General features: G+C 50.0%; 12 protein-coding genes. 3 read left to right on the top strand and 9 right to left on the bottom strand.

Translation table 11 applies throughout. The features are described from left to right. Nucleotides 1-129 precede the first annotated feature (129 nt). Complete coding sequence (locus A7K91_RS00215) at nucleotides 130-1,008, bottom strand: nucleotidyltransferase-like protein (protein WP_068678473.1); 879 nt, start codon at nucleotides 1,006-1,008, stop codon at nucleotides 130-132. Between the two features lie 164 nt (nucleotides 1,009-1,172). Here A7K91_RS00215 and A7K91_RS00210 point away from each other — a divergent pair, with 164 nt between their 5' ends. After that, the gene (locus A7K91_RS00210; protein WP_068678475.1) at nucleotides 1,173-1,532 is read left to right on the top strand and encodes a YgzB family protein; all 360 of its coding nucleotides are present in this window, start codon (nucleotides 1,173-1,175) and stop codon (nucleotides 1,530-1,532) included. A 236-nt stretch (nucleotides 1,533-1,768) separates the two neighbouring features. On the opposite strand, the gene A7K91_RS00205 is transcribed toward A7K91_RS00210, so the two are convergent. From A7K91_RS00205 to A7K91_RS00170, 8 genes are all read right to left on the bottom strand, one after another. Beyond that, nucleotides 1,769-3,391 (bottom strand): glycosyl hydrolase family 18 protein, encoded by a 1,623-nt coding sequence (locus A7K91_RS00205; RefSeq protein ID WP_245697116.1) that lies wholly within the window; start codon nucleotides 3,389-3,391, stop codon nucleotides 1,769-1,771. 227 nt (nucleotides 3,392-3,618) lie between these two features. Further along, complete coding sequence (locus A7K91_RS00200; protein WP_068678470.1) at nucleotides 3,619-4,050, bottom strand: Fur family transcriptional regulator; 432 nt, start codon at nucleotides 4,048-4,050, stop codon at nucleotides 3,619-3,621. A 79-nt stretch (nucleotides 4,051-4,129) separates the two neighbouring features. Next, nucleotides 4,130-6,229 (bottom strand): DUF4097 family beta strand repeat-containing protein, encoded by a 2,100-nt coding sequence (locus tag A7K91_RS00195; protein WP_068678468.1) that lies wholly within the window; start codon nucleotides 6,227-6,229, stop codon nucleotides 4,130-4,132. 133 nt (nucleotides 6,230-6,362) lie between these two features. Further along, nucleotides 6,363-7,802: an Asp-tRNA(Asn)/Glu-tRNA(Gln) amidotransferase subunit GatB gene (gene gatB, locus A7K91_RS00190; protein ID WP_068678466.1), complete on the bottom strand. Its 1,440-nt coding sequence runs from the start codon at nucleotides 7,800-7,802 to the stop codon at nucleotides 6,363-6,365. Nucleotides 7,803-7,822: 20 nt separating this feature from the next. Further along, entirely contained in the window at nucleotides 7,823-9,280 is a 1,458-nt protein-coding gene (gatA, locus tag A7K91_RS00185; RefSeq protein WP_068678464.1) for an Asp-tRNA(Asn)/Glu-tRNA(Gln) amidotransferase subunit GatA, read from the bottom strand. A 32-nt stretch (nucleotides 9,281-9,312) separates the two neighbouring features. Then, nucleotides 9,313-9,600, bottom strand: coding sequence for an Asp-tRNA(Asn)/Glu-tRNA(Gln) amidotransferase subunit GatC (gene gatC / locus A7K91_RS00180; protein ID WP_068678462.1), 288 nt, complete (start codon nucleotides 9,598-9,600; stop codon nucleotides 9,313-9,315). Nucleotides 9,601-9,812: 212 nt separating this feature from the next. Beyond that, nucleotides 9,813-10,193, bottom strand: a complete 381-nt coding sequence (locus tag A7K91_RS00175; RefSeq protein ID WP_068678460.1) for an ATPase — start codon at nucleotides 10,191-10,193, stop codon at nucleotides 9,813-9,815. 119 nt (nucleotides 10,194-10,312) lie between these two features. Further along, on the bottom strand, nucleotides 10,313-11,068 hold the full coding sequence (locus A7K91_RS00170; RefSeq protein WP_068678458.1) for a GTP pyrophosphokinase: 756 nt from the start codon (nucleotides 11,066-11,068) through the stop codon (nucleotides 10,313-10,315). A gap of 206 nt (nucleotides 11,069-11,274) precedes the next feature. Between A7K91_RS00170 and uraA the strand changes: the two genes are divergently transcribed. Both uraA and A7K91_RS00160 read left to right on the top strand, forming a co-directional pair. Next, nucleotides 11,275-12,573, top strand: a complete 1,299-nt coding sequence (gene uraA / locus A7K91_RS00165) for a uracil permease (protein ID WP_068678456.1) — start codon at nucleotides 11,275-11,277, stop codon at nucleotides 12,571-12,573. Between the two features lie 331 nt (nucleotides 12,574-12,904). Continuing rightward, entirely contained in the window at nucleotides 12,905-13,843 is a 939-nt protein-coding gene (locus A7K91_RS00160; protein ID WP_068678454.1) for a hypothetical protein, read from the top strand. Nucleotides 13,844-14,601 lie beyond the last annotated feature (758 nt).

Here is a 14,601-nt window from a genome sequence, read left to right as displayed (position 1 = left end):
CGCCGCCGTTTCCGGCGCAACCCACAAGAGTACCTTGAAGCGGCAGAAAATAAATACTGTATGTTAATTGGTCAGTCGTAGAAAAAAAAATCACATTTGGCCGTTTGGCCTCCTGTGATTCTAATTGCTTTATAGATCCTCGATTCGATAACGGAGCTCCAGTGCCTCGTTGTCACTTGGCTCCTTCATAATAATAACTTCTTTTATATAGTTTCTCTTTAAAAGCTTCTGAAGTACAAGCGTCAGGTCAACCTGGAGACCGCTGATTACGGGATGAGCTTGAAGCTCCCCAATGCTCCATGGCTCTTCGCGGCTGTTCATAATATCTAGAAGCAGGGTGCAGCAAGCCTTCATTTTGCTCATGACGGAAAATTCGCAGGCCAACATGACAAGCTGAACTCTTTGCTCCAGCGTTTCCGGACTTGCGGTCAATTCTTCATATAATTTGTAGACTCCGGGATGCACTCGCTTTATTTGCTTCCAAACCGCCACCTCGGGCAGCCTTCCGTCTTCAATCAGCACAATGCGGGCCCAATGATGAAGCGCGGTAAAGATTTGGCTAAAAGAATCCAGTACATTGCCCATAGCCAAGTCCTGCTTGGCCTGCAAATACGTTTTTAGAAACCCTAAAAATTCGGTAAAACGCCTCTGCTCACGCATGGATTCCGGAAATGCGATGAGCCTTTCCCTTACGCCAGCCAAATAACCACCGCGATCCAACAAAATCTCCCCCCGTTTCAACAATTCAAGATTGTTGCGGTTTTCGCCTTCTGCAATCCATTCCGGCAGTTCATCCGTATGAATGGTTCGAATCAGAACACGCTTGCCGTTTAATTGCATATGCTCTGTCCAATCCGGCTGATCGCCCTCTTCCGTAATAAGAAGCACGAGACAGTCCAGCCCCTCTAGCAAAGAATTGTAAGGATGGGGATTGGCAATCAGTATTAAGGCTACTAGGCCTGCCTTATCTCGGCAGGCATGTATGAAATGTGCTTTAATCTGTTCCACAACGGTCCTCCATATAGCTTATCAACCCTGATTAGGCTATAATAATAATCTACAGTTTCATTCAATTTCGACAAGCTAGACTCACATTCCTGCTTTCTGGAATAGATTTTGAGTCTTATTTTTGTAAGCCTTTGGATATAGGAAGGGATGAAGCAATGAACAAAATATTTTTCAAATCGGCAAAAATCAATGAATTCCGCCTTTGGGGACTCGTCTTTACGCTTGTTGGAATGGGCATTATGATTTTGGGCACGGCAGGCATCGTATTATGGGGGCAAGCAGGCAAGATCGTAGCCGGCATCTTTATGGTGTTTGGAATGATTGCGCTGCTAATCAGTGTCGCGGTTTACTTTTGGGCAGGCATGATGTCTACAAGCGCCACTATGCTCCAATGTCCCGAATGCGGCCGTCAAACCAAAATGTTAGGCAAAACGGATCGCTGCATGTTTTGCCGGACTATGCTGACTTTGGATCCGTCACAAGCAACGGAGCATACTCCCGAAACATCGGAGCATAAAGCCTGATACCAGCAGTTAACTTCATATACAGGCACAGATACAGGCTTAGACACAGACATAAAAAAGAACTCTCCCTAAAGGAAGAGTTCTTTTTTATGTCTGCTTTGCACATGGGGTACTTTGTATGGAGTACTTTTGTATTTTAGTCTTTGTATATGGGATACCTTGAATTTGGATAATCTGCCATAATGCCATTATACTTTACTACCGCTCGTACCCGTCATGAGAAATTACGAAATGTCTCAGGGCTTCTTAGACAACGCTTCGTCAATGGTTGTCCATATCGAAGGTGTCTGGAAGGCCCGCTGCCAGGTGGCGACGCCCGCCAAATCGTATTTTCGCACCAGATCAATTCTTGCTTTGATGGAATAATCATCTTCAATCCATATCCGCATCAGTGCATCGTCTTCTTTATACTCTACATAATGCTGGCCGGCTGCTTCATCTAGAACCGGCGTCAGATTTTTTTCGGCTATAATTGTTTTGACCCGTTCCATGCCAATCGCTTTGGAGGAAACCTTGACTGCTCCGCTTTCATTCTTTTTCTCCGTCCAGATTCGCGTATATAGCGGCATGCTCAGCACCAGCTTGTCCGCAGGAACCCCGTCCTCTTCCAAAATCCGTTTAATGGAATGCTCCGTCCATGGCAAGGAAGCAACGGATCCCGATTTGGGGCTGGACGCCCAATGCTCATCGTAAGCCATAACCATCATATAATCCACGACGCTGCCCAATGCTTTGCGATCCAGAAATACCGACCACATCTCGCTATTAGACTTTGGCGTTACGTCAATCGAAACCACAAGTCCCTGCTCATGCAGCAGCGGCGTCAGCTCCCGAACAAACTGGACCAGATTTTCCTTGTCCTTGGTATACACATTTTCAAAATCGATATTAATGCCTTGCAATTGATACAGCTCTGCAAAAGCAAGCAGCTGCTGGATCATATGGAATCGCGTCTCCACCGTTGCCAAAGCTTCGGTTGTCTGATCCGGCTCAAAGCCGTTGCTGAACAACGCCCAAACCTGATACCCTCGATCATGCGCCCATTTGACATAGGCAGGATCGGCCTTGCCTTTTATTTTCCCGGTTCCGTCAACCAGCTCAAACCAGGTTGGACTCACAACGTTCAATCCCGGCATTTCTCCGATACTGGCGGGATCAATTCGACGCTGGTAAACTGCCTCCCAGGTCATGTTGATCTTTTGGCCCATTACCTTCCAGGCAACAAACGGCTGCTCTTCCTTCAGCTCCGGCACTTGTTCCGTTCCAGAAATTTTAATCTCCTGCTTGCGGATGTAGCCGACATGCCCGGCGTTATTTTGGGCCAGATACCAGCCGTCCTGCTCGTCCCAAATTTTCACGCTTTCGCCTGCGGGAATTTTAAGCATATAAGGCTCCCGAATAGACGGGGCCGTTCGGAGCGGAGCACCTTTTGCAGGCAGCGCCGTTCCCAGTGTGATGATGTCGCCTTCTTTGGACAAGGATACAATCCCGGTGTCGGCTTGATAGCTGGTTTGCAGGCCGAACATTTCGGTAAGCAGACTTGCAGGAATATAGACAACGCCGTCTGACACCTCGGCTGCAATGCTCAATTGGAACGGCGCTTGATTCATCAGCCCCGTCAGCGCTTCCGTTTTGAAGCGGAGCACCTTGCTGGAGCTGGTGAGCACAACCGTGCCCGTCTTCTCTTCATAATGAATCGGATTATCTTCTCCGAACAAACTCTCCAGGAGCGGCAGGGGCAGCTTGACCCCTTCATTTTCGATAATAGCTCCGTATTCAGCCTGCTTTCCATCTATTAATACAGGATTGGCAAAGGTATACGAAGGGTCCTGTTTCTCGCTGCTTGGAATGTAATTCATATAACCGTACCATCCTATCACAGCGATGGCTGACAGCATAAATAGAAAAAATAAAAAGCCCAAACCGCGTCGCCGCTTCCTCCGAGGCGTCCGGTTAATAGTCGTTTCCAAAAACTCACGCTCCTTCTGCAGTTATGGAGCCATCCCAAACCCCAAACAAAAACGTGCAAGAAGTGGATACTATCGCTTCCGGCACGTTTTGGCATGGCCTATTCATATCATACGAATTAATGGTCTGAAGTGTTGCACTTTTTACAAAGGCCGTAAATTTCCATTCGGTGCCCATGTACGGAAAAACCCGTTTCCTTAGATGCAACCTTTTCCACTTCCAGCAAGGGCGGATATCCGAAATCGACGATTTGGCCACATTGCTTGCAGATTGCATGATAATGATCGGATAAATCTGCATCAAAGCGGCTGGAGTCGTCCCCATACGTCAGTTCCCGCACAAGGCCTGCATCTACGAACAATCGCAGATTGTTATAGATGGTTGCTACGCTCATGCTTGGATAAGCCGGCGATAGCGCCTTGTATATTTCGTCGGCAGTAGGATGACTTTTGGTTCCCATCAAATAGCCAAGAATTGCGTGACGCTGCGGGGTCATCCGGACGCCATTCATCTTCAGTTGTTCCATTGCCAAATGAACGCTTGGTGCCATTCCCCTCACGCCTTTCATTGTGATTAAAGTTATTGTACGTTCTTTACAAAGACTTTGTCAATGAAACGCCGTCTAGCCCCTACTGCCTGCTCCGAATGGAAATGCTGTTGGTGGCGTTAATATGAATGCGGAAAGTCCCGCCGCCAATGGTCCCTCTGATCGTTTTTCTAATCTGTTCAAAAGGCAGCTCCGTGCTGATTTTTCCAAAGGTTACCGAACCGTAAAGACTGTAATCACCAGTATCCGGGAGCGTTAAGTTAATTTCGCCGACAGAGCTGTCAAGGTCCCAATTTCCGCCTACTGTCCCGCTGCCAATCGTAATGCTTCCGTTCAGCGTGTCTGCTTTAATTCCCGCTTCGGCGTCCTGGATTTCAATTGCGCCGTTTTTGGTTTCGGCTACAAGATCGCTTCCTATAGTGCTAAGCAGCACATTTCCATTTGTTGTTGCGGCGTACATTGCGCCGCCTTTAATGTTGGAGCCTTCTATTGCGCCGTTTTTAACCTCGAATATGCTCTCTCCATTAATACCGGCTGCTTTTATCCCGCCATCGGTGACCTTTGCCGAAACCGGACCCGTTATATCGGCAATGGATACCATGCCGCTTCCAGCAGCAATACGGGTTCCGCCCAGAAACTCCAGGCCAGCAATGTCCACCCCTCCATTACTGATTTCAATGGACAATGATACTTTGGGCAGCATCCTCGCCGATTCCGGGGGCAATGCTTCATCCCCTTCCGGCGCTCCGTCTTCATTGGATTGCTCCGGCAGCTCTTCTTCATTCCCATCGGCTGGCGGCGTTTCCGTTTGATCCACGGGAGAAGTCTGCCCCATCGCTAACGTTTCTTCCATCGTTGGCGTTACATTCATTATGTCTACGCCGTCCGATTCTCCAATTGCTGTAGAATCAAGATTCGTTAACTCGGATGCCTCAGGCAGTGAAGCGGCCGATTGCTCCGTTTCCAGTTCCCGCTCCGCCTCGGGTAACTCCCCCGCCCTTACATCACCAGGGCCCAGCTCCGGCTCCCGGCCCGACCCTCTATTGAAATTGGAGTCGGGATTGCCCGCCGCCTCAATAACAGGCAGCACAATTTCAAGGTTGATTCGCGGCAAACGGCTGCCGCTTGGCCCATAAGCCTTGCCGCGCCCTTCCACTACAACCTCTTTGCCTGGCGTAATGCCAACGACAGAGCCGGCCGCAATAGCGTCAGCCTCTCCCTGCTGCTCAACATCAACCCAGATAGTAGAGTAGATTTCAATTTCAGATGCAGCGGACGAGTTTCGAATCTTGACATCGCCATTTGGATTTTGAATGGAAATGGATGAAATACTGGGATCAAGCGGAACCTTAATGACATTCCGCTCAAATTGAAAGCCTTGCTCATCGCTATAGCTCATTGCACCGCTTAAATCCACATTAAACTGGTCCAGCCAACGCACGGGAAAATCAGCATATTGGGTGACCGAAAAAGCGGTAACCGCCACAACCAGCGCAGCGGAAATCCCTTTTGCGTCCAGCCTGCGACGGTTGAATTTTTGTCTAAAGACAAAGCTGCACAACGTCATTTCAATCCCCAGCAGCACAAATAGCAGAGGCCACCAGTCCTTCAGGAGCGCTATATCGTTTCGGCCCCGCAGCAAATCCCACAACAGCAAAAAACCAACGGTCAAAATAAGCAGCGCTGCGGTCACTCGTCCCAGCTTGTACACGATGCCATCTCCTTCCCTGCTCCTTGCCCTCAGCGCCAAAAAGCCGGACAGCAGCAGAAGCAGCGGTCCAACCGCATATTCCGCCAGCTCGTTCAGCCATGGCTGAAGCAAAGGAGGCGGCTTAAGCAGCGCCATCATGACTAGACCCGTCAGCGCCAGCAACAAACCTTGGATTGGCCTCAGCGCCTTTGGCTCCTTTGCTTCATAATCCTTACGCTGAAGCGAGTCATAAACGCTGATGAAATAAAAAACGGGCAACAGAAGACATAAATAAACGATCAGCAAAAGATGCCTGCCGCCATCTTCGTCCGCAAGGCGGAATATGGCCACGTAATCCAGCAGAAGGCCAGCCATCAGCAAAAAACCTCTGGCATACAAACCATTAAACAAATGCCCCAGGCCCGGCACTAAAAAAGCCAGCACTGCGGTCAGCAAGGAACGCTTCCAGCCTTGATCGCCGAGTTTTGTCATAGGCAGCCTCCCTGCTAAGGTGTGTCTTCAAACTATCCAGGGATGCCCTTTGAGCGGATTTAAAGGCATGCCCTAATTTGAAAGAACCTCCAGCCCCCCTTTAGCGGCGGGAACCAGAGGTTCTTGGTCATTCTTATTTCAAGCGTTCCATAAGCAGCTTGTTTACAAGCGCCGGATTCGCTTTGCCTTTTGTTTCTTTCATAATTTGTCCAACAAGGAAGCCGATGGCTTTATCCTTGCCGGCGCGGAAATCTTCAACGGATTGCGGGTTGCGCCCGATTACTTCATCCACGATGCCAAGCAATGCTCCTTCGTCGCTGATTTGCACCAGTCCCTGCTCCTCGACAATCGCGCCCGGCAGCTTGCCGGTTTCCAGCATCGCCTTAAAGACGGTTTTGGCGATTTTGCCGCTGATTGTGCCGTTCTCCAGCAAGCCGATCATTTCGCCAAGTCCTTGACCGGTCAGCTTGACGTCGTCCAGCTCCAGTCCGCCGGCGTTCAAATAGGCCAAAAGATCGCCCATCACCCAGTTAGCTGCAGCTTTGGCGTCCTTGGTGTAGGACAAGCTTTCCTGGAACAAATCCGCCAGCTTTTTGGAGGCCGTTATGACCTCAGCATCATAGGAGGATAAACCAAACGTGTCCACATAACGCTTTTTGCGAGCATCCGGCAATTCAGGAATGGTCGCGCGCACCGCTTCCTTCCACTCCTGGCTAATATTCAGGCGTACAAGGTCCGGGTCCGGGAAGTAGCGGTAATCATGCGCCTCTTCCTTGCCGCGCATCGAAAACGATTTGCCAGCGGCATCGTCGTAACGGCGCGTTTCCTGTACTACCTCGCCGCCATCGTCCAAAATTTCGGCCTGGCGAACCTGTTCATATTCCAGCCCGCGCTGTACGCTGCGGAAGGAGTTCATGTTTTTCAGCTCGGCGCGTGTGCCAAACTTCTCTTGTCCATATGGACGAAGGCTGATGTTCGCGTCGCAGCGAAGGCTGCCTTCTTCCATTTTGACATCGGAAACATCGCAATACAGCATAATTGCGCGAAGCTTCTCCAGATAGGCCTTAGCCTCCTCGGGGGTACGAAGATCCGGCTCCGATACGATTTCCACCAGCGGCGTTCCGACACGGTTGAAGTCAACAAGGGAAGCGTATCCGCCATCCACGTGGGTCAGCTTGCCGGCATCCTCCTCCAGATGGAGGCGGGTAATGCCGATACGTTTCGTTTCTCCGTTTACTTCAATATCGATCCAGCCATTTTCTCCGATTGGCTGATCGTATTGTGAAATTTGATAAGCCTTTGGAGAATCCGGGTAAAAATAGTTTTTCCGGTCGAACTTGCTAACATCGGCGATTGTGCAGTTAAGCGCCATTGCCGCTTTCATGGCATATTCCACCGCCTGGCGGTTCAGCACCGGCAACACGCCGGGATGCCCCAGACAAACGGGACAGGTATGCGTATTTGGCGGAGCGCCAAATGCCGTCGAGCAGCCGCAAAAAATTTTACTGTTGGTGTGCAGCTCGACATGGACTTCCAGCCCGATGACCGTTTCATATTTTTGAGCTACTGTCATGTCTATACATCCCTTCCTGTTTACAGCTGCGGACGCAGCTTGTGGTGTGCGGTATTCGCCTCGAACGCGTGCGCGGCGCGGAGCACCGTCGTTTCGTCAAACGCCTTGCCGATAATTTGCAGACCGATCGGCAGGCCGTCCGCCATGCCGCAAGGCACGCTGATAGCCGGCACGCCCGCAAGACTGACAGGAATGGTGCAAATATCGTTAAGATACATCGTCAATGGATCTCCGACCTGCTCGCCGATGCGGAAAGCCGGTGTTGGAGCCGTTGGGCCGATGATCAGATCATATTTTTGGAACGCCTGGTCAAAGTCTCCCTTGATCAGCGTGCGAACCTTCTGAGCCTTCAAATAGTAGGCGTCATAATAGCCGGAGCTAAGCGCGTAAGTACCCAGCATAATCCGGCGCTTCACTTCGGGGCCAAAGCCCTGGCTGCGTGATTTGCGGTACAGGTCGATCAGGTTGTCCGGGTTGTCGGCGCGAACGCCGTAGCGAACGCCGTCAAAGCGGGCCAGATTGGAGGAAGCCTCCGATGAAGCCAGCAGGTAATACGCCGCAATCGCATATTCCGTATGCGGCAAGGAAATCTCCTCCCAGGTTGCGCCTAACGACTCATATACGGCAAGCGCTTCTAAGACGGCTTCCTTCACGCGCGGATCAATGCCCGCTCCCAGGTATTCCTTCGGAACGCCGATCCGCAGACCCTTCACATCCCCCGTCAGCGCGGAGGTGTAGTCCGGGATGTCCACGTTAGCCGATGTGGAATCGCTGGCGTCATAACCGGCGATGGCTTGCAGCACATAAGCGGAGTCCTCGACATTTTTGGTCAAGGGACCAATCTGGTCAAGCGATGAAGCAAAAGCAACCAGACCAAAACGCGAAACCAGGCCATACGTTGGCTTCAAGCCGACGATGCCGCAATACGCGGCAGGCTGGCGGATTGAACCGCCCGTGTCGGAGCCCAGGGCAAAATAGACCTGGCCCGCCGCTACGGAAGCCGCAGAGCCGCCGCTTGAGCCGCCCGGCACATAATCCGTATTCCACGGATTTCGGGTTGGATAGAAGCTTGAATTTTCATTGGAGCCGCCCATGGCGAATTCATCCATGTTAAGCTTGCCGATCGTCACCGCTCCGGCTTGCTCCAGCTTGCGGGCCGCCGTTGCGCTGTAGATGGGATTATAGTTGCTCAAGAATTGGCTAGCGCAGGTCGTGGTCAGCCCTTCAGTCACGATGTTGTCCTTGATGCCCGCAGGCAAACCAAACAGAAGTCCGCGCTCTCCGCCTTGCCGGAGCTGCTTGTCCAGTTCCGCCGCGCGGTTCAGCGCGCCTTCCTCATTTAATGTAATAAAAGCTTTTATGGCGTCGTCGGTTTCCGCGATTACCTTGTAGGATTCCTTTGCCAGCTCCTGAACGGACACCTCTTTGCCCGCTAATTTGTTATGTACTTCCTGAAGGCTTAATTCAAACAGTGCCAACAGCTTTTCCTCCCTTCGTTAACGCTCCGTATTCACTCAAGCACCGCTGGTACTCTGATTTGTCCGTCTTCCTCGTCCGGCGCGTTAAGCAGCACCTTCTCCAGAGGCAGCGACTCCTTCTTCACATCTTCCCGCATGACGTTGACAATCGGCAGCACGTGGCTGGTCGGCTGTACGTCGTCGGTATTCAGCTCATTCAGCTTTTCCGCATATTTCAAAATAGCGTTAAGCTGTTCCATAAACTGCTGCTGCTCGCCGTCGCTCAGCTCCAGCCTTGCGAGATTGGCCACATGCTGAACATCCTTAATCGTTATGCTCATCCGTAACTCTCCTTATGGTAAAAGTCATTCTTATTATTATAGCCTACATCCGCAAGTTCCAGCAATGTCAGCTTGTTGACCGCCACATTCCAGCAGTCCAAGGATTGTAAGACGCGCAGCAATAATAGCTCATTGCTCCCCGTACTTCTTCTAAAATAAACAAAAAGCCGTACCGCTGAATGCCAGCGGACGGCCTCAATTCTACCCTTTTGCTATATCCACGCCTTCAGATTGACCTGGCGGATAAAGTCTTCCCTGCTCATCGGTTCCTTGGCTGCATTCTCCTGCTCGGGCTCAGCCTCTTCGCCTCTCATGACGCGGTGAAAAAGCTCCTCGTTGTGCGTAGCAAGCGCATAATCGATAAGCGCTTCCTTACCGATCCGCTCCGCCTCCACCTGCAGCAGCATCTCTTCCAATTCCACATCCTCGTCGGGAACCAGAAAATTGCGATTGCTTTTGGGAACGCGTACGACGTAATCAAAAACATTATCGGCATTGCGGTCATACGCAATAATATAGCCATACTCCCCTATAGGGAGATTTTGTTCGTATTGATCTGACAAGATAACAACCTTGGCACCCAATTGCAGCATCGTCTCAACCCCTATATCTTCGTCGCTGTCCGCTTCAGACGCTTTTCTACTATCCTACTAAAAAAAGATAACTCTGTCCAATAGTCGATAGATTCGTCTTAGGGAAAGCGGCCAAAAGGCTATTCGCTGCTTCTGCCAAGCTCCAGAAGGCTGGCCGGTAGCTGGAACGACGGATTTTGCAGCAAACGGGTAATTTCGCTGTCTTCATCCTCAGCCTGGTTTTCCTTGATAACGGATATTTCGCGGTGCAGGCGCTCCATCTGCTTATCCAGACGATTGGCGGAGTCGGCCGCTTCCTTCAGCTCCTGCAGCAGCATCGACGGGACGCCCTGCGTGTATTTATAGAAGATTTTATGCTCAAGGCTTGCCCAAAAGTCCATCGCAATGGTGCGAATCTGAATTTCCACGCAGACGTTTTCTGTTCCGTCCGACATGAAGACCGGCACCTCCACAAGAAGGTGAAGACTCCGGTAGCCATTGGGCTTCGGATTTTCGATATAATCCTTTACTTCATTAATACGAAGGCCAAACTGGTTTTGCAGCATATCGCGGATATGATAAATATCGGAAATAAAGGAGCAGGTAATGCGCAATCCGGCAATGTCCTTAATATGCATTTTGATATCGTCAATGGAAAAAGGAATGCCCTTGCGGTTCACTTTGTTAATGATGCTCTCCAGTGTTTTGACGCGGGATTTGGTATGTTCAATAGGATTGTAGTCATGAAGAAACTGAAACTCTTCTTTCAAAATTTCAATTTTGGTCTCCAGCTCGTTCAGCGCAAACTGGTACATCATCATAAAACGGGTAACTTCCGTCTTCAGCTTTTTGAACTGCTCGATAGGATAATTGACTTTAGTCAGATTTGTTTCCATTGGGTCTCTCCTTCGTTATAAGCCTAACGCGTGTTCTTTCATAATAGTACGAATGTTGACTTCATTGCAAATGAGTCCATTTTCCGAAAAATATCGCCGGAGCCGCCCGCCGCGTAAGAAAAGCATTGTCAAGCTAAGGCATACTTTGTACAATCAACAAGGATGTTCTTGTGTTTCATACTCTATTTGAAGGAGCAGCAAAACCGATGAAAAGAAGTATAGGCGTTCACGAAAGACCGCCAATGGCGCAAAGCCTGATGCTTAGTCTGCAGCATCTGTTCGCCATGTTTGGCGCAACCGTGCTTGTTCCCACCATACTACAGGTGGATCCTTCCATCTGTCTGCTTATGAACGGGATCGGCACCTTGATCTACATCCTGATTACAAAAGGTAAAATACCGGCCTATCTAGGCTCCAGCTTTGCGTTTCTGGGTCCGGCAGGCGCAGTAATCGGCAGCGCCGCAACGGGCGGAAGCTATGCCGCCGCGCTAGGCGGCTTTATTGTTGCCGGGGTTATTTTCAGCTTGGTTGCCCTGATTGTACAGATCGCGGGCACGGGCTGGCTAAACGTTGTATTTCCTCCGGCGGCCATGGGCGCCATCGTTGCTATTATCGGCCTTGAGCTGATGCCCGTTGCAGCTGGCTGGGCTGGCTGGCTGGGCACTAAAGCTGATGGCAGCGAAACAGTCATATTCAACTCTCAAAACATTATCTTGTCAACGGCTACACTGGCCGTTACGATTCTGGGCTCCGTGCTCTTCCGCGGCTTTATGAAAATTATTCCGATTCTGTTTGGTATCATTTTCGGCTATGTACTTGCGGCTTCTATGAAGCTGGTAGAATTTGCAGGACTGGCTGATGCAAACTGGTTCCAGCTGCCGACCTTTACCGCGCCGGAGTTTCACTGGAGCGCCATTATCGCGATTGCCCCTGCCGCACTGGTTGTTGTCGCTGAGCATATCGGCCATCTGATCGTAACCGGCAACATCGTGGGCAAGGACTTGTCCAAGGACCCCGGTCTGCACCGCTCCATGCTGGGTAACGGTATTTCCACTATTCTGTCCGGCTTTGTCGGCTCTACACCTAACACGACCTATGGCGAAAATATCGGCGTACTCGCTATCACGCGCGTTTACTCCACGTTTGTTATCGGCGGAGCTGCCGTTATCGCGATTTTGCTATCGTTTTTCGGCAAGTTTTCCTATCTTGTCACCAATATACCGCAACCGGTTATGGGCGGCATTTCGCTGCTTTTGTTCGGGGTTATCGCGGCTTCCGGCTTCCGGATGCTTGTTGAAGCCAAGGTAGATTACAGCAAACCAACCAATCTGTTTCTAACCACTATTGTACTGGTCATCGGACTTAGCGGAGTTAAGCTGACCATCGGTGACGTTTCCTTTGGCGGTATGGCGCTTGCTACAATCGTAGCGATTTTTGTCAGCCTGCTGTTCAAGGTTTTTGAGGTGCTTCGCATCTCCAACGACAACGATTCCGCAGAGCATTGATTACAAGTATAGGTTGAGCAGGCCCTATCAGTGAATCAGATTAATAGTCGTCAAGACCGTCCCCGTGCCGCACAAGGCATTTCAGGGGGCGGTTTTTTATGTTCTCGCAGCCTGTAACGTGTTTTCCAATTTGTTTACAAGTTAGTATGTACGGGCATTTTGCCAGCTGAAACATTTATCCGTTCTATTTCGTACCATAATTATATCCTGCTGTATTTCCGCAAAGACATCCTGGCATTATGACTGAAAAGCCACACCACTAACTTCATACAAAAAACAATACCGTAGTACAACCAAAAAAAGTACCCCTTTATAATAGGAGGTTGTTCACATGTTTCAGAAATACAATGATCGTCTGGCGGAGCTTCAAGCTTCCAAGAGGCAGCGAAATAATGATTTGCGCCATAAAGGGTTGTTGGAATCACAGCTCAAGCAGCGTATCCAGGAACGCGAAAGCTTGTTGACACAGCTTAAGGCTGAGCAACGAGATGTAGATCGTTTGAGCGGACTTTCGTTAGGGGCGTTATTTTATACGCTAATCGGCAAAAAGCAGGAAAAGCTATCGGAAGAGGAAACCGAGCTGCTCCAAGCCAGGCTGAGGTACGAGGAAGCCGCTCACGATGCCGCTGATTTAGAACAGGAGCTTGCCTCTCTTGATGCCCGTCTTACGGAAAGCCGCTATGTCGACAATGATATCGAGGCATTATTGCAGGAAAAGGAACAACAGATCAAAAAGCTGCGTCCTGACTTGGCTGTAGAATTAAAGGAGCTCACCAAACGGGAAACAGAAGCCCAGGCAGACTGCAAAGAGCTCCGGGAAGCGATAAATGCCGGACAATCGGTAGTCAGCTGCCTGTTGACCGCAATCGACAAGCTTGACTCCGCCAAAAATTGGGGCACATATGATATGTTGGGCGGCGGATTAATCGCAACCAAAATGAAGCATGACCGCATTGATGAAGCGCGAGATGCGATTCATAGCGCCAGCCATAAGCTTCAAATGTTCGAAAGAGAGCTAAAGGATGTGGAGCGCGATGTTCATGTTTCGATAGATATCGGCGGCATGCTGGCTTTTGGGGACTACTTTTTTGATGGATTTTTTATCGATTGGATTGTACAGGGAAGAATTAAAGAAGCCGTTTCCCAGGTTGAAGAAAAGCATGGCCGCATTAGCCGGATAGTAGCGGATCTATCCACCGAGCTGCGCCGCAAGGAAAGTGATCTTGCAGGCTATCAGCGTCAGCAGTCCTCATTAATTGAAAACGCATGATGCAGGGGGAGCGCTCTTGTTGCATTAAGCGCTCCATGCATAGCGTGACCCTCACACAATATTCAGGGCACTGCAAAAAGGGCGAAGCTTGGGAGAGAATGAGCCGGCGCGTTATGCGCGGCGCTTAACTAGCGGAAAGCTGGGCCGGCGTGTTATGCACGGCGCTTAGCTAGCGGAAAGCTGGGCCGGCGCGTTATGCGCGGCGCTTAGCTAGCGGAAAGCTGGGCCGGCGCGTTATGCGCGGCGCTTGACGGGAAGCTATTATGACTCATCAAGATGTTTCGCTGATATGTGACAGAGCACAACTGCATGCCAACATAATGCTTGGCAGGAGGCACACAGTAATTCGGTGCACATGATATCCGATTGACTCATTAGTGCTGCAGATTATGCTAAATTGCAGTGAGCTGTTATTGCCACATCTCTTCTTAAAAAGTGAACGTAGCAAGAGCGAAGTGTTGTACGTTTTTTCATACAAAAGCGCTCGATCGGCTCTATTGAAGCTCGGTTTTGTACGTTATTTCATACAAAACCGCCTGTCCGGCTCTAGTCGAGCACATGTTTGTACGTTTTTTCATACAAAATCGTTTGTCCGACTCTATTCGAACGCATGTTTGTATGTTTTTTCATACAAAATCGTTTATCCGACTCTATTTGAACGCATGTTTGTACGTTTTTGCATGTAGCATAGAAAGTGGACACCGAATTAGGAACGTTAGATAATGAACGTAACGAAGAAAGAGGTGTCCGGAAATGGT

Source organism: Paenibacillus oryzae (assembly GCF_001675045.1).
In the GTDB taxonomy this organism is placed as follows: Bacteria; Bacillota; Bacilli; order Paenibacillales; family Paenibacillaceae; genus Pristimantibacillus; species Pristimantibacillus oryzae.
Note: the sequence above shows the minus strand (reverse complement) of the source record. Positions and strands in the feature narration are given on the sequence as shown.